The organism is Bythopirellula goksoeyrii, assembly GCF_008065115.1.
In the GTDB taxonomy this organism is placed as follows: domain Bacteria; phylum Planctomycetota; class Planctomycetia; order Pirellulales; family Lacipirellulaceae; genus Bythopirellula; species Bythopirellula goksoeyrii.
This window is the reverse complement of the sequence record NZ_CP042913.1, coordinates 5,013,159-5,032,919: the sequence shown is the minus strand read 5'-3', so window position 1 is coordinate 5,032,919 and position 19,761 is coordinate 5,013,159. Positions and strand designations below refer to the sequence as shown.

Annotated in this window: 13 protein-coding genes and 1 tRNA gene; 7 read left to right on the top strand and 7 right to left on the bottom strand. The window is 53.5% G+C overall.

Annotation, left to right across the window (positions count from 1 at the left end; all coding sequences use genetic code 11):
* Positions 1 to 208 precede the first annotated feature (208 nt).
* Positions 209 to 1,663, bottom strand: coding sequence for a PEP-CTERM sorting domain-containing protein (locus tag Pr1d_RS19830; protein WP_148075139.1), 1,455 nt, complete (start codon positions 1,661 to 1,663; stop codon positions 209 to 211).
* A gap of 928 nt (positions 1,664 to 2,591) precedes the next feature.
* Here Pr1d_RS19830 and Pr1d_RS19825 point away from each other — a divergent pair.
* Positions 2,592 to 3,452: a transposase gene (locus tag Pr1d_RS19825; RefSeq protein ID WP_148075138.1), complete on the top strand. Its 861-nt coding sequence runs from the start codon at positions 2,592 to 2,594 to the stop codon at positions 3,450 to 3,452.
* Positions 3,453 to 3,626: 174 nt separating this feature from the next.
* Here the strand turns inward: Pr1d_RS19825 and Pr1d_RS19820 are convergent.
* Positions 3,627 to 3,698, bottom strand: a tRNA-Cys gene (locus Pr1d_RS19820).
* 330 nt (positions 3,699 to 4,028) lie between these two features.
* Here Pr1d_RS19820 and Pr1d_RS19815 point away from each other — a divergent pair.
* Together Pr1d_RS19815 and Pr1d_RS19810 are read left to right on the top strand one after the other, a co-directional pair.
* Positions 4,029 to 4,367 (top strand): hypothetical protein, encoded by a 339-nt coding sequence (locus tag Pr1d_RS19815; protein WP_148075137.1) that lies wholly within the window; start codon positions 4,029 to 4,031, stop codon positions 4,365 to 4,367.
* 55 nt (positions 4,368 to 4,422) lie between these two features.
* Positions 4,423 to 4,758 (top strand): hypothetical protein, encoded by a 336-nt coding sequence (locus Pr1d_RS19810; RefSeq protein WP_210417788.1) that lies wholly within the window; start codon positions 4,423 to 4,425, stop codon positions 4,756 to 4,758.
* Between the two features lie 77 nt (positions 4,759 to 4,835).
* Here Pr1d_RS19810 and Pr1d_RS19805 read toward each other — a convergent pair whose 3' ends face one another.
* The 5 genes from Pr1d_RS19805 to Pr1d_RS19785 all read right to left on the bottom strand — a co-directional run bounded on the left by Pr1d_RS19805 (position 4,836) and on the right by Pr1d_RS19785 (position 15,795).
* Complete coding sequence (locus tag Pr1d_RS19805; RefSeq protein ID WP_148075135.1) at positions 4,836 to 5,219, bottom strand: hypothetical protein; 384 nt, start codon at positions 5,217 to 5,219, stop codon at positions 4,836 to 4,838.
* Positions 5,220 to 5,876: 657 nt separating this feature from the next.
* Positions 5,877 to 10,181, bottom strand: coding sequence for a beta strand repeat-containing protein (locus Pr1d_RS19800; RefSeq protein WP_148075134.1), 4,305 nt, complete (start codon positions 10,179 to 10,181; stop codon positions 5,877 to 5,879).
* Between the two features lie 173 nt (positions 10,182 to 10,354).
* Entirely contained in the window at positions 10,355 to 12,430 is a 2,076-nt protein-coding gene (gene uvrB, locus Pr1d_RS19795; RefSeq protein WP_148075133.1) for an excinuclease ABC subunit UvrB, read from the bottom strand.
* Between the two features lie 146 nt (positions 12,431 to 12,576).
* Complete coding sequence (locus Pr1d_RS19790; RefSeq protein ID WP_148075132.1) at positions 12,577 to 14,046, bottom strand: magnesium chelatase; 1,470 nt, start codon at positions 14,044 to 14,046, stop codon at positions 12,577 to 12,579.
* Positions 14,047 to 14,175: 129 nt separating this feature from the next.
* Positions 14,176 to 15,795, bottom strand: coding sequence for a cation:proton antiporter (locus Pr1d_RS19785; protein WP_148075131.1), 1,620 nt, complete (start codon positions 15,793 to 15,795; stop codon positions 14,176 to 14,178).
* 273 nt (positions 15,796 to 16,068) lie between these two features.
* Between Pr1d_RS19785 and Pr1d_RS19780 the strand changes: the two genes are divergently transcribed.
* The 4 genes from Pr1d_RS19780 to Pr1d_RS19765 all read left to right on the top strand — a co-directional run bounded on the left by Pr1d_RS19780 (position 16,069) and on the right by Pr1d_RS19765 (position 19,761).
* Positions 16,069 to 16,593: a hypothetical protein gene (locus tag Pr1d_RS19780; protein ID WP_148075130.1), complete on the top strand. Its 525-nt coding sequence runs from the start codon at positions 16,069 to 16,071 to the stop codon at positions 16,591 to 16,593.
* Positions 16,586 to 16,801, top strand: coding sequence for a sulfur carrier protein ThiS (gene thiS / locus Pr1d_RS19775; protein WP_238476543.1), 216 nt, complete (start codon positions 16,586 to 16,588; stop codon positions 16,799 to 16,801). Before Pr1d_RS19780 ends, thiS begins: the two co-directional genes overlap by 8 nt.
* A 62-nt stretch (positions 16,802 to 16,863) precedes the next feature.
* Positions 16,864 to 17,700 carry a thiazole synthase gene (locus tag Pr1d_RS19770; protein WP_148075129.1) on the top strand — a complete coding sequence of 279 codons (837 nt, stop codon included), beginning with the start codon at positions 16,864 to 16,866 and terminating at the stop codon, positions 17,698 to 17,700.
* Between the two features lie 39 nt (positions 17,701 to 17,739).
* Positions 17,740 to 19,761 carry an ATP-dependent DNA helicase gene (locus Pr1d_RS19765; protein WP_148075128.1) on the top strand — a complete coding sequence of 674 codons (2,022 nt, stop codon included), beginning with the start codon at positions 17,740 to 17,742 and terminating at the stop codon, positions 19,759 to 19,761.

The window sequence follows — 19,761 nt, the reverse complement described above, 5'->3', positions numbered from 1 at the left end:
TAGTAAGTAGAAGAGTTTCCGCAGGGAGGACGTGCGCTTTTTCCGGCGTTTGACCAAGAGGGAGCCCTTCCATGAGCACCTGAAAAGTAGAGACAAAGGGCGGGTAGTCTAGCGGGTGTATTCATACGTGCAAAGAGCAGCGAATGCAATCGAATCTGCCGCGACTAGGCAACCAATGAAGATTGATCCCAACCTGAAAAGACAGCAACTAGAATTGCCGCTTTCGGCGCGCCAGCATGGCAAGGTGTGCTAGCAACAACATGAGCACCGCAGTGGCTGGCTCAGGCACGGCGCTGGAGTTCGCTATTAGCGGAGAACCCGCCCCATAATTGGCATGCCAATCAGCAAGGCTGCCCAGGCTCGGATCACGCTGCCAGGCAAGAAAATCTGCCCCGTCGACATCGCCATCGGCGTCGTAGTCGCCCTCCAGATCACCGACTTGTCCCACGGTCAGCAACGTATAGCCTGTGAGGTCACCTTCAGTGAGATACGTGAGAGTGTAATCAATCCCATTCGTGGCTGCAGTGAGGGGAGCCCAATCAAATAGGTTGGAATCCCAGTAGCGGATCGCATCCGTGCCATCGACCAGCTCTAGAAAGTCTGTCAATGAAGTATCTGCTTCTCCCATTAGAGCAAGCATGCCACCGGCGGCCATGTTGATGAAGCTGTCGCCGTCTAAATCGTTATCGACGGTAAGCACTTCTCTAACACTCATGAGCCCTCCATTAGTAATCTTCACAACGGCATCGCCCGATAACCCCGCATAAACTGCCCGGCACATGATATGTGATCCGGTTCCGGATACCGTCACTCTACCTATGCCACCTTCTATGTATCCTGTACGCAACGTAGAATCTGCGAAAAGTGCACCGTCTGAAACTAGTAGACTTCCTGTCCCTTCAATTCCAACCGATGTCCCAGCTTGGGTGGAATTCCACTGCGTCCCAATTCCTGACACGATCACCGAGCCAGTCGATCCAGGTTGGGAACCGACTGCCGCGCTTGTGCGCTTCTTAACAAGCGAGCCTCCTGCTTCTACGATTACTGTTCCATTTCCCTGTGTACCGACAACGAGAGCACCTTCGCTGGTCCAACTAGAACCAAAACCACTGATCGTGAAAATTCCCAGGGACCCTTCAAAATGACCGATTCTTGTAGTTGCTGTCGTGGTGGCCTCTGCACCATCTTGAATGGTGAAAGTGCCCGTTCCCCCTGCACCGATAGAGAAAAGGGTGCTTGTGTTAAGGCCCGTATCATCTCCGGTGATATTAAGCGTGCCAGATGATCCTTGATCATTTCCAAGTATCACAGTTCGGCCATCTAATTCAGCACCGGATTCAACGTTGACTATCCCCGTTCCGGCTACTCCAACTAGCAAACCAGAATTATTCCACTTGGTTCCTATTCCAGTTATTGTCGCGATGCCTGTAACTCCAGTGTCGTAACCTAAGTAGCCACCACTGGAACGTAGCGTGCTTCCTCCATCAACTAAAACACTTCCGTCACTAGTGCGACCGATATATCCAGAAACACTGCTTGTCCAAGTGGAAATATCCGGTTCCACATTCCCCATAGGAACAATGGCGGCGAAGAGAGGATTCACAGAGAGTGGCGGGGTGCAAAGCAGCGTACACACCCACAGAGAGAATTTGATTCGATTCACGGTGTCGGACTTGGCTGGAAAGCTAGCGGTGGGTGGGCAGAAAAACTCTCCTCACTAGGAACCGTAGAGCGAGCGCAACAAGCGAGAAGAGGCTTCTCAATTATAGCAAGCAGGTCATTCCTTGCACCTCTAGGGCACGCTTACTTGCGAAGAACAAAAGAAAAACCCCTCAAAACAAAGTGTTTCAAGGGAGCTAAAGGGAAACCCGCTCCCACGGGGCTTGCCCCCGTGGAGCGATAGATTCGTAGGCTAGTCCCAGCATCTAACGCCACGGGCGACCCCTGCGAGCTTGTCTCGTGGGTGAAGCAGATTTCTTAGCTTTCGTTTCCCACAATGGCCACCCATTTAATACGTTGTCCAATTCAACCGCTCTACGACGCGACGCTTCTATAACCTATCCCAATTTTCATGGGAGTAGCGCTGACGGTTGAATCTTCTTCACCCATGAGCCAAGCTCATAGGGGCCCGGAAGAGTGGTTGTTACCTGGTGCTAGCCTGCGAATCTTGTACTTCACGGGGGCAAGCCCCGTGGGGGCAGAACTCGCCGCTTGGACTGCCCCTTCGAGATGATCGCCCCACGTATCACTCACAAGCTGCGCTGATTCTTATTTCGAATCTAACGGAGCTAAGGTGACAGCCATCTCAATCAGCGACGCAACTCATACAAGCAGAACGACTTGGATCATAAGCGTCTAAATCTTGAATTTGGCTGCCCACGCCGTTCCGCAATGACGCGTCGAAATATCTCTTGACACACTGGCAAGATAATGTACATTTGTATCCTAATCGCGATTAGCCAGTCCCCACGGGGCTTGCCCCCGTGGAGCGATAGATTCCCGCGCTAGCCCAAGTATCTATCGTCACGCGTGACCCCCGCGAGCTTGTCTCGTGGGTGAAACAGATTTCCTAGCTTTCGTTTCCCAGCACAATGACTACTCAGCTAGAACGTCGCCCAATTCAACCGCTGTACGACGCCACAAACGTGGTCCCGGCCTACCAACTCAGGTATGCGTGGACTGGTTGGCCCTCCAAAGATAAATTCGCTCAGACGCCCATGGATCTACTCACAGATTTGGAGGCAGCTTGGCAAACGGACGGCTTAAGATTGCTGGAACAGCGTTGGTCGGAGAAGCAAGTTCAATTGCTGTTTAGCGCGACACCAACAGTTAGTCCAGAGTTTCTAGCCCAACGAGCCAAAGGACGCCTCGACCATGCAATCCGGAAGGCGGGACTCCAGATGCCGTTAAGTCGCAAGATGAGTGTTCGTAGCATCGGAGACAATGTTTCCAGCGACGTCAAAGCATACATCGAAAATCAGGTCGGCAAGGCGCAGTTTGCCAATGTTCATTTTGAATCGCTCATGAATGCGTATACCGTGGTGAATGATTTCGATCTCTCCCAACCTTCAGAAACTAAGCGTGGTCGGTACTGGTACAATTTGCACATTGTTCTTGGGACTGCTGAGCGATTTGCCATTGTGGACGAACGGCGGTTAGCGACGCTGCGAGATTGGACCCTAGGTATCGCGAGCAAGCATGGACATTCGATTTCACGACTTGCGATCATGCCTGACCATCTGCATGTGGCCCTGCGAGGGAATCACACACACTGCCCCTGTACAATCGTCAACGCGTTTCAAAACAACTTGGCGTATGCGGTCGGACAAAAGAGAATCTGGCAGAATAGCTACTACGTTGGCACCTTCAGTGAGTACAACATGCGAGCGATACGGCGGGGGATTGACGCAGCATCTCATGGGAATACGACTATGGCCGATGCTGACGGTTAAATCTTCTTCACCCACGAGACAAGCCCGCGGGGGTTGTGAAGGGTTGCTATGAGGCCATGCTAGCCTGCGAATCTCGCGCTCCGCGGGGGCAAGCCCCGTGGGGGCGGAGTGCGTCGGCCAACCTACCAAAAGAAAAACCCCTCAAAACAAAGTGTTTCAAGGGGTTCTAGTGAGAGGCGCCGCCCGGACTCGAACCGGGGATGTCGGATTTGCAATCCGATGCCTTAGCCACTTGGCCACGGCGCCATATCTTGCGCTCCGGCTGCTGCCGAATCGCTGTGCTAGGAATAATCGGTAGATCCTCACACGTTTCTTGAGACGGGTCTCAAATTTGTCCCTTCCCAACGCCTGTAAAACTAAGCAATCAGGGGATTTCGGTCAAGTGCAGCGAGTTTGACGGCTTGGTGTTTTGGGCTGTATCCCAAGGTCTGCCGGGCCTTGCGAATCCCCTTCGCGATAGCAATTCGGCTGAAGAAACTAGCTTACTAGACTCGATTCAATAGATAGCGGTTCACATGCCAACAGGCTGTTCGGCGCGAGCATCTGGTGGCGTATCTGATAGCGAGGAGACCTACGGTGATCGAGAATATCAAGAAATTGTTGGGCCTGCGCCCAAGTGCCAATCTGGATGCCGTGGTCCGTCAGGTTACCGAGGACTCATTGCCAGAGGTTTGTCAGCAGGTCGTCGGTCGCACGGGAGGCATGAACTTCGCAGAAGCTCGTGGCTATGTGCGGGCTCGCGCTTCGAGAATTGTTCTTCGCCATGCCCGCATCGTCATCGCTAGATCAGCGGAAGTTAAAGTTAGCGAGTTGCAGACAGTCGCCCGCTTCGCCACTGAACGACTCGTGCCTCAAGTGATTCGTCAAGCGCGAGTTGGTGTTCCCGCGATGCCGGTGCTGCGACGGGCGGCGTAACGATCCATTCCGGAAGCTTGCGCATCCGGCTCGCCACTCTATCCCTTGGGCATTCATGGACACGACTGATTACCCTTCGTTGCCGAATCTTGCACGAATGCACTCTCGGCTAGCGGTCGACAGTCGCCGCGTGAACGACATCGTTGATGCTCAGTTGGATGCGATTGAGCGCTTGTTTCACGCCACGACCGCAGAAGATTGGCAAGGCATCGCCCTGGCTTCCAAAATGCTTTCAGAGCTTACGCCAGAAGAGGTGGGGCCTGAGGTGGTCTTGGAGGCGAAACTGGTCTACGAAGAGATGACTCATTCCGCCAGTGAGATGCGCAGGCCAAAACACTTGGGACGATTATTAGACGCTTGTCGCGCTGTACGAAGTCGGGCGCGGGAATAGTCAATCGCCAATGCACAAGCCGCAATGACCAATAACACTATTGGACATTGTGTATTGGAAATTGGTCATTTCCTAAGTTACCAATAGCGGTAACCCAAGTTGTAGACGGGCTGGGGAGAGCCGGTGTACCAACTGAACGGGCGGCCACCTGGGCGGGACCAGGCTGGGCTGTACATCGTGGTGAATGGCATGCCCGATGCGGTGGGGCGCCCTGGTTGAAATCCATACCAGCGGAGCGAGGCCAAACGATCCATCCTTTGCTGTGCCCGCAACATAGACTTTTGCTGGGCGATACTATTGGCGGCTTCTGGTTCTTCGCTGCCGTAGTACCAGTCGTTTTGCTCGCTGGCAGGACTGTCGGAAGTGCCGCTGCGTTGCGCCATGGCCTCTGTAGCCGACCACCCTTGTGCAAGCGAAATCGCCATAAAAGCGGTAGAAAAAATGAGGGTTCGTTGTCTCATGGCATTCGTTCTTTCGCAAAGTGATGGGGCTGGCGGCCCTTCGCCGCGGGGTTGGTCCCTCACTTTTCATGTCGGCAGGAACACAAGAGGTCGATTAGCACGAGACGCCAGTTTCGGAGGCAACTGCACCCGTCGTTGCCAAAAAAACAAGTTGGGAAAACTTTGCGGGGAAAGAAGCCATAATTCCTCTCGCAGAGGCACAGAGACGCAGAGAATGCTCCCTATTCTCCTGACCAAGTGCCCAAGCGCCTCTTCCAGCCCCAACCACTCACCTACTCACCACCCCACGTGGCACAAAAATACTTGTAGAAACTGGCCGCAGGAATCGCGATAATGGTTACCGCAGCTCAACCTGCGCCGATCATTGACATCCTAACCCTTCTCGCTCCGATTGAGGCATTTGCTAGCTCAAATGCTAGCTGGTTCGAAAGCCGCATGGCTAGAGATCCGTCGATAGGTTCTTGGCTTCCTGATTGTTGGAAGCAAGCGGGATTCCGGCGAGTTTTGTTTTAAAAACTAGGAGCGAAATGCTCAAAAATATCGAGAATTATAGAGTGCGTGAATATAGTTTTGTATTTTGTTTTTTTCCTTCCCACGGAATGGACGCGACAAATACGTTTTAATGGCGCGAGGATGACGTCGTGTTGCGCGAAGTCCTCAAAGGAATCGCGTTCCAGACAAGCTTGTGAAACCGAACATGCCTAACATCAATAGTAATAACCCCGTCGGTTCTGGCACGGCAAACGCCCCCAGTGGTGGAGGCGAGCCGATGATCTGATAGCCGTATTGGAGCTTCCAGTTGTCCAGGTCGGCGGCGTCCACGGCTCCATCGCCGTTGGAATCGCCATTGGCCTTGGTGGCACCGACGGTGATACCAAAGCCGCGTTGCCAGATGAGGAAATCGCGTCCATCGACGTCCATGTCACTATCAAAATCAGCCAAGTGCTCGGCAACTCGCAAGAAGAGCGAGTCGTCGATTTGGCTCAGCAGCCAGCTATTGTCCACCAAAGTCGGTACCGTGAAATTCGAGAGCGAAGAAGTCATCTCACCGGTGGCACTTACGATTTCAAACAAATCGCCATCGTCGGGTACATAAAGTCCAGAACCAGCATCGATCAGAGAGACAGCCAGTCCTCCTGCAATATCTGCCGCGCCATTAACGACAAGTTGATCGAACTGCGGAGCGTTCGGATTAGAATTGTCTGTGCCGCCGATTTCGATTTCGAGAGTTCCTGCTGCTAGTTGATTGTAATTTGCGTCGAGTGTCATGATGCCTGCCGACAAACCAGGTGCGACAGTGCCTGCCTGGTTGTCGACGAGAGTGGCCGTGAGTCCTGTCCCTTCCAGGCGACCGTCGCCAGACATGATTACATTACCCGCCACCGTGACTTGGTTGTTTGGGATCACTCGCAAGGTGCCAGTACCTCCGCCGAGGACAACGTCGTTGTCGACCTGCAGGCTTCCTGAGGGACCTATCGTTAGTGTTCCCTGCGATCCAGCGGCGGCGGCAACTCGCACGTCTTTGGTTTGGACCGTGCCATTGCTGATAGTCAGATTGGCGTTATCGCTGGCATCTTGCCCAACGACCAATCCGGTCGTGGCGTTGAGCGCGGCGAGACTATATTGAAATCCACTCAGATCATAGGTGACCCGATCACTCTTTATGATTGCACTATCAGTGGCCACATTCGTGCCGAACTGGACCGTGTATCCACCAACGCTGCCGAGATTCCAGATCGCAGAATCGCTTCCCAAGGGGACCAGACCATCACTCCAATTGCCGCCGAGATTAAAATCACCTCCGGCGTTGTTTGCCCATTGGAAATCCAGCGGAGCCAACTGCAGGAAACCATCGTCGTAAGGAATCCGCAAATCACCAGGGCCAAACAGGCTATTGAGATGCACCTGGGCACCGGCCACTGGATCCCACGCATAGACGTTGATGCCGTTCAGCACCAAGGCGGAACTGTTGAGGATACGCAGCCCCGTCGGTCCACCGAGGCCAAATAAGTAGAGAGCTTCCGACTCTCCTCCTCCGCCGCGGTTGCCGTTGTCGATTACGTCTAATAGATCGACGGAGGTGCGCTGAGTGGTCGTGCCGATTCTCATTTGGCCCATGCCGAAGTTGCCACTAGTGAAGGCTCCGATGCCGGAATCTGTGCCGCCGACTTCGACCTGTTGACCACCGATGCCTTCGAAACGGACAATTGCGGCGTTGAGATCGACGTCTGCTTCGTCGGTTTGTTCGAAGAGGTACGCACCATCAACACGTACTTCCGCACCATTCTGCACCGAGAGTGTGGTGTTGGCACCCATGAGAACTCCTTGTTGGAATACCAACTCAGAGCCGATGTCGGTGGCGGACAGTTCGGTGTCGAAATTGTTCAACTGACCAAATAAAAGTTGGCCACCGCTGGTGGCTACAAAACGCGTGTTTTGCGAAGTGGTGCTGAGTGAAGAAAGATCAATCTTGCCACTGGTTTCGGCTCGAAATTCGAGGAAGTCATTTCCCGCGGCACCGACTACGGTCGCCAAACCCGACAAATCTACCGTGCCGTTGTCCCTGGCCCCAATCGTGTAAACCGGCGCTCCTCCGAAGTCTTGATCAAAATCAATACTCGCCAAGGAACTCAAAGTGAGAGTACTACCTGGTCCTTCGGCTACGAAGACGTCTCCTCCTCCGAAATAATTCGAGGAGTCGTACGAGGAGGCCGCTGCAGAGAAACTCTGCCCGCCTGTGACGCGGATTCGCGAGCCGTTGATGTCGGTCAGGGTACCCAGGTTCAAAGTTTGAGTTGGAGCCAAGTTAATTTGGCTGCGACGAATGGTCGTGAGCTTCGGTGCATGGATAGTTCCTCCATCGGGGGCCTCGAGTACAGCACTGGAGCTGCTCCCAGCGCCATCGAAAAATTGAAGTTCTGGAAGATTGAGCGTTTGATTCTCAGCAAGTTCAAACAGCACGCTGCCATTAACCGATTCAAGTTTAGGTAGAGAAATCACGGTGCCGTCGCTGGTGATTCGTACGTTGCGATTGCCACTGATGGTTTGTAGTTTGCCGAGACGGAGTTCACCTCCGCCGGACGCTTCCAACCGTAAACTATCGCCGCCACGGGCGCCAACGATGTCGGTCACTTCCGAGAGATCTACGACTCCAGAATTGCGAGCGGCGATCGTGTAGATCGGAGATCCGCCGAAGTCTTGATCAAAGTTGAGGCTTGTCAGGCTGGAGAGATCGAGCTCACTACCCACTCCATTGGCTAAAAAGAAGTCACTCCCTCCAAAATTGCTGGCGGAATTGTAGGAACTTGCCGTGACGTTGGAGAACGATTGGCCACTGGTGATATGAAATCGCGAGCCATCAATACTGGCCAGGCTGCCTGTGGTGACTATCTCTCCGGTGTCGATGGCCAAAGTGGCATTCTGAAAAATGGTGAGGTTCGGCGCATTGATTTCCCCCCCTGGAGAGGATTGCAGGAGAGTCGAGATGCTACTTCCAGCGCCATCGATCGAGGCAAGCTGAGGCAGAGAGAGTGACTGGCCTCCCGCCAACTCGAATAACACACCTCCCTCTATGCTTTGAAGCATCGGCAGGTTCATGGCAGTGCCGTCGCTAGTAATCCGCACGTTGCGATTGCCGCTGATAGACTGCAGTTTGTCGAGCCTCAGGTCGCCGCCACTCGTTGCTTCTAGTCTCAAACTGTCACCCCCCCGGGCGCCCACGATGTTCGTCACTTCTGAGAGATCGACGATGCCAGAATTGCGTGCGGCGATCGTGTAGATCGGCGAGCCGCCGAAGTCTTGATCGAAATTGAGACTCGTCAGGCTGGATAGATCAAGATTACTACCGACACCATCAGCTAGGAAGAAATCGCCGCTGCCAAACATGCTGGCTGAACTGTAAGAGCTCGCCGTGACACTGGAAAACGTCTGACCTCCAGAGAGATAAAGTCGCGAACCATTGATATTGGCTAGATTACCTGTCGAGACAGTCTCACCGCTGTTGATCGCCAGAGTCGCGTTTTGAAAGTCGGTGAGGTTGGGGGCATTGATCTGTCCGCCGGGAGAGGATTGCAAGAGAGTTGACATGCTGCTGCCAGTGCCGTCGATGGTGGCAAGCTGCGGTAGAGAAAGAATCTGACCACCTGCCAATTCGAATAGAACCCCTCCATGGATGTTTTGCAGTAGAGGAAGGTTGATTGCGGTTCCATCGCTAGTGATTCGCACGTTGCGATTGCCACTAATGGTTTGCAGTTGGTCGAGTCGCAAGTCACCGCCGTTGACAACCTCCAATCGCAGACTGTCGCCCCCGCGTCCACCGACGATGTTTGTCACGTTCGAAAGGTCGACCGTCCCACCATCAGCCGCAAGAATACGGCGAATTGGTGAACCACCAAAATCAGCATCAGAGTTGACCGACAATACCGTGGAGAGATCAGCCAACGACCCCGGACCTTGGGAAACGACAAGATCGCCGGAGTTGGATGTGTTGACCAATGAAGTTCCACCCACCCGCAGAGTTCCGCCTCCTTCCGCAAGAATGCGCGGCGAGGTTCCCGACAAGGTCGATGCAGAGGTATTGCCAAGGTAAGTTCCGTTGTCCGTGCTGAGAAGTCCAGCAATATCAGAAGCATCGACGACTTCTAGAGCGCGTCCTGGATTGATGTTTAGTGATGAACCGCTGGCCAGAGAGAGTTGAAACACCTCATGCCCTGTGCCTGGTACATTGAAGTTCACCGTATGGCTCGTGGGAATGACGACGACAAAATCGTCCGTCAGAGTATTGATCGGAACTTGACCTATGTCCCAATTGGTTGCCGTGTTGTAGTTGGAGTCACCTCCACCACCTGTCCAGGTGGCAGTGGTCTGAGCGTAAACAGCGGCACAGCCACAGATAGTGTGCGCCGCAAGTAGAACAAACAAATAGACCGGGCAGAGTCGCCCAGCACCAACAGAAGAATTCATCGTTACCTCCCAGGATGTGAAGCTATAGCTTGAGAGTGAGCGGGCGCAAGGCAATGTAATGCAATATGGCTATAAATACAACCAAAATTATCAAACAAACAAGTGAATACTTGAGTGAAGAGTGGGTAATGCAGATCACGGACCGTACGTTTCGTGCTGCTCTTTGGCCGCTACTATACGCCGCGTTTCGGCCGAGGCACTTTTCCGCTCGCTGCTTTCTTGCCGCGCTTCCCTCGGTGGCCTTTGCCTTCGGCTTTGTCCTTGATCGAGTCGACCGGTTCGCCGATAGCATCCTGCATCTTTTCGATGCGGTCACGAATCGCGGCGGCTCGCTCGAATTCCAACGCATCGGCCGCGGCCAGCATTTCGGTTTCCAACTCGGCAATGTATTCTTCGGTGATATACTTCGTTTCCTCAGTTCTCCCGACGGCTGCATTCGCCTGGGCGTGGGCGGCAGCGGTCGCTTCAATGCCACGGTGAATCGCTTTGCGAACGGTTTCTGGTGTGATGCCGTGCTTCATGTTGTAGGCTTCTTGCAATTTGCGGCGTCGCGCGGTCTCGTCGATTGCTTTTTGCATCGAGTTAGTCACTTTATCGCCATAGAGGATTACCTTGGCGTTCACATTGCGAGCTGCACGACCGATTGTTTGCATGAGCGAGGTTTCGCTTCGCAAGAAGCCCTCCTTGTCAGCATCCAATATCGCCACTAGCGAGACTTCAGGAAGATCTAAACCTTCGCGTAGAAGATTGATGCCCACCAGCGCCTCGAAACGACCTTGCCGTAAGTCGCGTAGGAGTTCAACTCGCTCAAAGGCATCCAGCTCGCTATGTAACCACTTGCAGAGGATACCTTCGTCAGAAAAATAGGTTGCCAGATCTTCGGCCATTCGCTTGGTGAGTGTGGTCACAAGCACACGTTCATTGGCCGCGGCACGAGCGCGGATTTGTTCGAGCAAATGCGGTACCTGTCCTCGGGCGGGAATCACCTCGATCTCTGGGTCCAAGAGTCCCGTCGGACGCACGACTTGCTCAACCACTTCGCCACCTGTGCGTTCAAGTTCATACTTGGCAGGCGTGGCGGAGACATAGACCACATCCTTGTACCGCTCTTGAAACTCATTGAACTTCAGCGGTCGATTGTCCATCGCACTTGGCAGCCGGAAACCGTGCTCGACAAGCGTAGTTTTGCGACTTTGGTCGCCAGCATACATCGCACCAATTTGTGATACGGTGGCGTGGGACTCGTCTATGAAAAGCAAGAAATCATCAGGGAAGAAATCGAAAAGAGTAAAGGGGGGTTCCCCAGCAGCACGACCACTCAAATGGCGGCTATAGTTCTCCACGCCGGGGCAGTAGCCCATCTCTAGCATCATCTCGACATCGAATCGTGTGCGGGCATTAAGTCGCTGGGCTTCAAGCAGTTTACCCTGGGAGCGAAACAGCTCCAAGCGATCACGGAGTTCTTGACGAATGTTATCCACGGCATTGTGGATCCGCTCCTCCGGCAACACGAAATGCTTGGCAGGGTAGATGAACACCTCTTGGAGGCTGTCGATAGTTTCTCCAGTGGTGGGGTCAATAATCGAAAGCCGCTCGATCTCATCGCCCCAGAATTCAATACGGTAGGAAAACTCCTCGTAAGAAGGCCAGATCTCCACACAGTCTCCGCGAACCCGGAACTTACCGCGGGATGGGTCCGTGTCATTGCGCTCGTATTGGATATCGATCAGCTTGGTAAGCACATCGTCTCGATCGAGCGTGCCACCCACTTGAAGGCCAACCATCATCTCCTTGTAGTCTTCCGGCGAACCCAATCCATAGATACACGACACGCTGGCAATAACGATCACGTCGCGGCGACTGACAAGGGAACTTGTCGTTGCCAAACGCATGCGATCGATCTCCTCATTGATCGATGCATCCTTTTCGATGTAGATGTCCCGTTGAGGGATGTAGGCTTCGGGTTGGTAGTAGTCGTAGTAGCTGACAAAGTAGCTGACCGCATTGCGGGGAAAGAATTCCTTGAACTCACTATAAAGCTGCGCTGCAAGGGTTTTGTTGTGTGAGAGAACCAGCGCTGGCCGCTGAACTTCTTGGATGACATTAGCCATCGTGAAGGTCTTGCCGCTTCCGGTGACTCCCATGAGCACTTGTTCGCGCTGTTCAGAAGTAAGTCCCGCCACAAGTTGGCGTATGGCAGCAGGCTGATCTCCTGCGGGCTTGAATGGTGATTCGAGTTCAAATTGCATAGGAAGGCATACCAACCGGGTCGTTCTAGCCAAGAAGCATCAGTAACGTTACTGGCGAGCTAAATTCCTAATGCTTAATCCTGCATTAAAGCACAATCGACCACTCGATACGATGGGGCCGGATGGATTTCATGGCTAATCGCTAATCACACTTCGTACACAATCCGACCATGTGATTGGCTGCGGCTGATCTGGTCGGTGGAATAGAGTCCCGCCAATACGAATTCAACGCAGGATGCACGCACAGCTTCGTTTTCACTGGCGTTCACCTCAAATGCCTTGTCCCACACGGGAGGGACTCGCTTGAGAAGATTTGCATAGTGCGACGACGGCAGCATGTCGCCGACTTCAATTTTCACGCCCTGAGAAAAAATCTGTGCGATCTCGGCCAAGCCATGCTTGTCGACGTACTCACTAAATACTGTGGCGATAGCCTCGGCTAGTACGGCGTCGAGTACTTGCTTCTCGCTCATTTGATGCGTCCCCATAAGGTCCAACTCAAGTTTGCCGAGCGACGAAGCATAGATGTGCCCCAGGTCGCTTATCCGCGGAACGGCAGGAGACTCACCCAGCATCGCGGCACGTTGTCGGGCGCTGGCTAGCATCGTGCGATAATTGGCAATTGAAAGTCGAGCACTCACCCCAGATTCTTGATCGACATATTTGGAATTGCGGGCAGCACGACTGATTTCCTCAACAAGTTCCTTCATGAAGTAGGGAACGATGACGGAAGGAGGAGGAGGGAGGGGGGAAGAGGGAGTGTATTCATCCGCCTTCTCACTTCTGCCTTCCCCCATATCCTCTGCCTCCTGCTCCAAAATCTGCACCCCGAGTTCGCGTTCCAGTGGATAGTGTGTCTGGATCATCGAACCGATGCGGTCCTTAAGTTGGGGGATCACTTTGCCGCTACGGTTGTAGGTAGCAGGATTCGCGCTGAAGAGAATAAGCACATCGATATCAAACTTCACCGGATAGCCGCGTATCTGCACATCGCGCTCTTCGAGAATGTTGAACAACCCAACTTGCACGAGCTCATCAAGTTCCGGCAATTCGTTCATGGCAAAAATGCCGCGATGCATGCGAGGGATTAATCCAAAGTGCAACGCGTCCTCGGCACTCATGCTGATTCCTGAGGCGAGTTTAGCTGGGTCAATTTCGCCGATAATGTCAGCGAACTTGGTGCCGGGGGATAACCGCTCAGCATAGCGATCTTCGCGCGACCACCAGCCGATGGGAACATCCTCTGGAGCACGGTTTGCGACGAGTTCGCGACCACGCCGCGTGATGGGGCGGTAGGGATCGTCGTGCAACGGGATTTCTGGATCAGCGATATAGGGGATCGCTTCATCAAGAAAGTTAGCCATCAATCGCATGAGTCGACTCTTCGCCTGTCCCTTTTCACCTAAGAAGAGAATGTCGTGCTGGGCTAGAATTGCAATGTTCAGCTCGGGGATTACCGAGTCGTCATATCCGATTATACCGGGATAGAGTTCCTCGCCGTTCTGGAGCTGATGGAGAAAGTTGTCGTGAATCTCTTGTTTAACGGTTTTGGATTGCCAACCCCTCTCACGGAGATCAGCTAACGTAGTAGGAAGGTCGAGTAAAGTCGCATTCATGGCCAAATCCGGTTTCTAGCAGTCAGGAGCATTCAGATGGTCATGTCCGATTATAGGCACGGGCCCAAGAAAGCCAAGCTGGCAGACCGCGTCATTCCCAACTGCGCGACAATGAAGGTGGGCGGCTGTTCATGAGCTTCGGAAGAAACCAGACAGGAAACCGATCATGCTTTCGTAAGCCTGTTGTTCCTCACTTACCACAAATTGAACTTTTGCCTTGTGAAAACTGGCGACACTCGATTGATACCGACAGCGCACTATGATTTGCGCTTGGTCGTTGAGGCGGCGTACTTGCTCCAGAATACGTAGGGCAATGAGATCGTCGGGGACACAAAGTACCACCAATCCAGCTTCATGGGTGTGTGCAGAGCGAAGTATCTCCGGCTTGGTCGCATCTCCTGCTGCGGTATGGAACCCCAATTGCTCAAAAGGATAGAGGTTGATCGGGCTGCGATCAATCAAAGAGACATCGATGCCCTGGGTTTCGAGGTAACTGGCGATTTGCTTGCCGATGGGGCCGATCCCGATGACAAGCGCCCCTGCCAATGAGGGTTGCAGCAATCCATTGCTCGGTGGTGGTGCTTCTTGCTCTTGGACCGCCTCAACCCATCTCAGGCCGGCTCGCAAGAGCAGAGGGGTAAGTATCAACGATCCGATGGCAACCGCATTCATCAACTGATATTCTTCGGCAGAAATCACGTCCTCTTGCCAAGCCAATCGCGTAAGGACGAATGCGAATTCTCCAATGTGTGCAAGGCCGATTCCGATTCCCAATGAGCTGCGCCAAGAAAGTCCAGTCAGCCGCAATGCCAGGCAGGCTGCAATTGCTTTCAGGAGGATAACAGCCGCGATCAACAAGAGCAATCGCAGTGGTGACTCTAAAACAATATGCGTGTCGAGTAAAAGGCCCAAGCTGACGAAGAACACGGCCGCAAAGGTTTCACGAAACGGAAGGGTGAGCGCCTCAATTTGTGCACTCCACCGGTTTCCTCCGAAGGCCAATCCTGCGGCAAAGGCTCCGACTGCTGCCGGGAGACCCAGTGCATGAGCCGTCAGTGTAATGCCTCCTAGGGCAACCACTGTAAAGAGGATAATAATGTCTGGGCTACGATAGTTGGCCAGGCTGGGTATGAGCCAACCCGCGAGTACATAGCGGCTAACCAAGATGAGACCTACGAACAATAAGGACGCCGCCGCCAGTCGAAAGACGTCTCCGATCGAGGGTGCTGCGTCGCCGGTCAGCATGGGCACCAAGAGCAGGAGTGGCACGAGCGCCATATCTTGAAACAGCAAGATTCCAATCGCCCGTTTTCCGTGAGGCGTGGAAGATTCTCCGTATTCCACCAAGGCATTGAAGACCAGCACTGTTGAGCTAAACGAGAGGGCTGCCGCCATCACAATGGATGACGTGAGACTGTAGCCGAGGGCTTGGAAAATCAGCCCGGCTGGGACTGCCACCAATGCCATCTGTACACTGCCACCAACGACGAGTTGCCTGCCAAGTCGCAGGAGATCATCGAGAGAGAACTCCAATCCGATCGAGAAGAGGAGTAAGAAGACGCCCGCTTCACTGATGGCTTCGATGTCGTGATTGTCTCGACCCGCCCAGTCTAAAACGCCTGCTCCGAGCAGGGCACCGATGATCAAATAGCCGACAATTGCCGAAATCTTTAACCGCCGACAGATGAGCGCAGCTACGAGCCCTGCGGCCAGAATTGAAAGCAAGTCCACAATCGTGTTGAATGACATAGCGTGAAGTGTAGTACTTCTCCGATTTCAGCTGCCAGGATTTAAAAACAAATAGTCGCCCCATTGTAGCTCCAGGGGTTTCAGGATATCTCGCTTTCTCGTGGAGACAAACAGAGATTATGCCGTCCTGAACGAGGGATAGCATCTCCCACCTAGAAACCCACACTCCTGCGGATTACGATGGAGAGAGAGCTCGATAGATTCGCAGCCTCCGTCCGATTAGGATTTCGCACGGTTGGCCACAACACAGAACCTTCCTCGGGGAGAGAAAAAATGGTCCAGCGTATTTGCAGCCAGGCGACTTTGTTGGTGCTTGGAATATCTGTCGGCATTCTTGTGTCAATTGGCTGGTTTGGAATCGGACAAGCAGTGCCGGTACAAGCTACCGCCACCCATGGCGAAAAAAACTTTGCGATTGCTACAGGCTATGTCGACGAAGATCAAGAAGCATTCTATTTCCTCGATTTTCTTACGGGGGACCTGCGAGCCGCGGTAGTAAGTCAACGTACGGGAGAGTTCGTCGCCTTTTTTGAGAAAAATATCCAGGAAGACTTTCCCGGCTTGAGTAAGAATCCAAAGTTTCTCATGGTTACTGGCTTGGCAAGCCTGCCTCGCGGCTCGTCCCCCTTCCAGATTGGCAGTAGTTTGATTTATATTGCCGAAGCAGTCAGCGGCGAGGTTAGTGCGTATGCGATTCCTTGGAATCCGAGCTTGAGTGCCAAAGGTGCGCTCCAGAGAGGTACTTTCGTCAAGTTGGCTGGGGGATCATTCCGCACTGCGTTTGTTCGAGATGAGTAATAAAGTTATGCAGTTGAGCGTCAACGGTAAGAAACGTGAATTGCCCGATGGTTCAACGGTTGCTGAGCTAATCGCAGAGTTGGCCCTAGATCCCCGTATGTTGGCCGTGGAACGAAATCTGGAACTTGTGCCCCGCGCCCAACATTCTCAAACTCCCTTGGAAGAGGGGGATCGCGTGGAAGTGGTTACCCTCGTTGGCGGTGGGTAAGTAGTATTTCGTCAAGCCGCGACGCAACGCGACACACGGCAATTACCAGGATAGAGCAAGATATGTCGACCGACTTACAAATCCAGTCCACACTTAAGATTGGTACTCATACCCTCAATAGTCGTCTGATCGTTGGCACGGGAAAGTATGCCAATTATGAATTGATGGGGGAGGCACTCGGACGGTCGGGCACCGATTGCATCACTGTGGCTGTCCGACGCGAACGACTAATCGACGCTGCGGGCAACAACCTGCTTGAATTCATCGACGCAGAGCGATACACCTTGCTCCCCAATACGGCAGGTTGCTTTTCGGCTGACGATGCAGTTCGTGTCGCTCGCCTGGGCCGTGAGATCTTAGTCGGGATAGAGAATCCCGGGGCCGATTGGGTCAAGCTCGAGGTTTTGAGCGATACCAAAACCCTTCTCCCTGATCCGATTGCCACGCTTGAGGCAACGGAGCGTTTGGTGGCCGAAGGCTTTCAGGTACTTTGTTATTCAACGGATGATCCCGTGATCGCGCGGCGATTAAAGCAAGCAGGTGCTACCAGCGTCATGCCAGCCGGGAGCCCGATTGGGTCAGGGCAGGGGGTGCTCAATCCTAATAACATTCGCATTTGTCTGGAGTATCTCAAGGACGGAGATCCTGATTACCCCGTAATCGTCGATGCCGGCGTCGGCACAGCGAGCGATGTGACGATTGCGATGGAGCTTGGAGTGGATGGTGTGCTCTTGAACACGGGAATCGCTCACGCTCAGGATCCGCTTCTCATGGCAGATGCAATGCGCCACGCTACGGAAGCGGGCAGGCTGGCTTATCTTGCCGGTCGTATTCCTCGAAAACTGTACGCTACGGCCAGCAGCCCCGATGAAGGTGTGATTACCAGCAAACCGCGATAGTTTCCTGCTACTTGAAACTTGCGGCTGATTGAAGGATCGATGCCCTCGACAACACCTCTCGCTACTGAAGACATCCTGGGACCCACCGGTGCAATCGCTCGGCGCTTGTCGATGTATGAACGGCGGCCACAGCAATTGGAGATGGCCGATGCTGTCGAGAGAGCGATCCGGAATAAATCGCATCTTGTGGTCGAAGCAGGAACGGGCGTTGGTAAGAGTTTCGCCTATTTGGTCCCGGCAATTCTGGCGGCAACTAATGACGAAGGAAGCGACGATAAGAATAAGAAGCCTTTGCGAATCGTCATCTCTACTCACACGATCAGCCTGCAAGAGCAACTCATTCAGAAAGATATTCCGCTCTTGAATAGTGTGATCCCGCGCGAGTTCTCAGCGGTTCTCGTCAAGGGACGCAGCAATTACATTTCGTTGCGTCGTATGCACAAGGCCTTGGCACGGGCACCCAGTTTGTTCGACACCCAGGGTGCCCTCGACGAGCTTCGCGAGATACGCCAATGGAGCGAGTCCACTGATGATGGCTCACGGAGCACGCTTTCCTTTCAGCCCTCCCCCCAAGTGTGGGAGGAAGTGGCAAGCGACCACGGCAACTGTATGGGTCGCAACTGTCCTACCTTCAAGCAGTGTTTTTACTACAAGGATCGCAAGCGAGCGCAACTTGCACAACTCTTGATTGTCAATCATGCCCTGTTCTTCAGTGACCTCGCACTTCGCCGCGCGGGGGTGAGCATGTTGCCCGATTACGATGTGGTTGTGCTTGATGAAGCACATACCGTCGAAGCGGTAGCCGCCGATCATTTGGGGATTCGACTCACTACGGGACAGTTTGATTACCAGCTGAGTCGGCTTTATAGCGACCGAACGCATAAGGGACTGCTTTCTCATCCTGATATGCGAGATCTGCAACAGAAGGTCGAGCGCTCGCGCGTGATGGCCGACGAGTTGTTTGCTGACCTCTTGGACTGGCAAGAAGGCAAAGCTCCGACGAACGGACGAGTGACGGCTCCACTCGATGTTTCTAACCATCTCAGCAGTGAGCTACAGAATCTGGCCCGCGAGGTAAAGCGAGTTGGTGATCTACAAGATGAGGAAACTGAACGCCAAGATTACATTGCCGCCCACGATCGCCTGATAGCCTTGGCAGGAGAGTTGAATTGCTGGCACCGTCAACAGCTCGCCGACGCAGTTTATTGGGTTGAGGCCTATAGGACTCGACGTGGCGCGCCACGCTTGTCGATGCTGGCCTCACCCATCGACGTGGGACCCGTGCTGCGGGATGAACTATTCAACCAGGTTCCTACGGCAATTCTCACCAGTGCCACCTTGGCTGTCGGCAAGAAGGGTGGGTTTGATTTCTTCCGCGAACGTATAGGACTTGTCAAGAGCGAGACTTTGCAGCTCGGCAGTCCTTTCGACTATCAGATGCAGGCAGAACTGGTGACCCTTCGTGGCATGCCTGATCCTGCCAAGCAAAGTGATGATTTCGATAAGGCGTCGTTTGAAATGATTCGCCATTTCGTCCGCGAGAGCGACGGCCATGCTTTTGTGTTGTTTACCAGTTACAACATGCTCCGCAAGGCCGCGGCAAACCTCGCTCCGTGGCTGCGAACCAACAATCTCAACCTACTGAGCCAGGCCGACGGAACACCACGGACCCAGATGATTGAACTGTTCAAACGCGATCCTCGCGCGGTGCTCTTGGGAACCGACAGTTTTTGGCAGGGTGTCGACGTGCCAGGAGACGCCCTGCAATTGGTAATCATTGCCAAACTGCCGTTCAGTGTGCCAGATCGGCCCTTGCTGGAAGCCCGCTTTGAAGAGATTCGCAAGGCTGGTGGCGAACCATTCCGACAATACCAACTTCCCGAAGCGGTGTTGAAACTCAAGCAAGGTTTTGGCCGACTGATTCGCACTTGCACCGATCACGGTCGCGTTGTGATTCTCGATCCGCGTATTCACTCGAAGTACTATGGTCGCACATTCTTGGAGTCCCTGCCGGACTGCCGGAGAACGCAATTAAATTATTCAGAGATCGTCTCTTCCTAG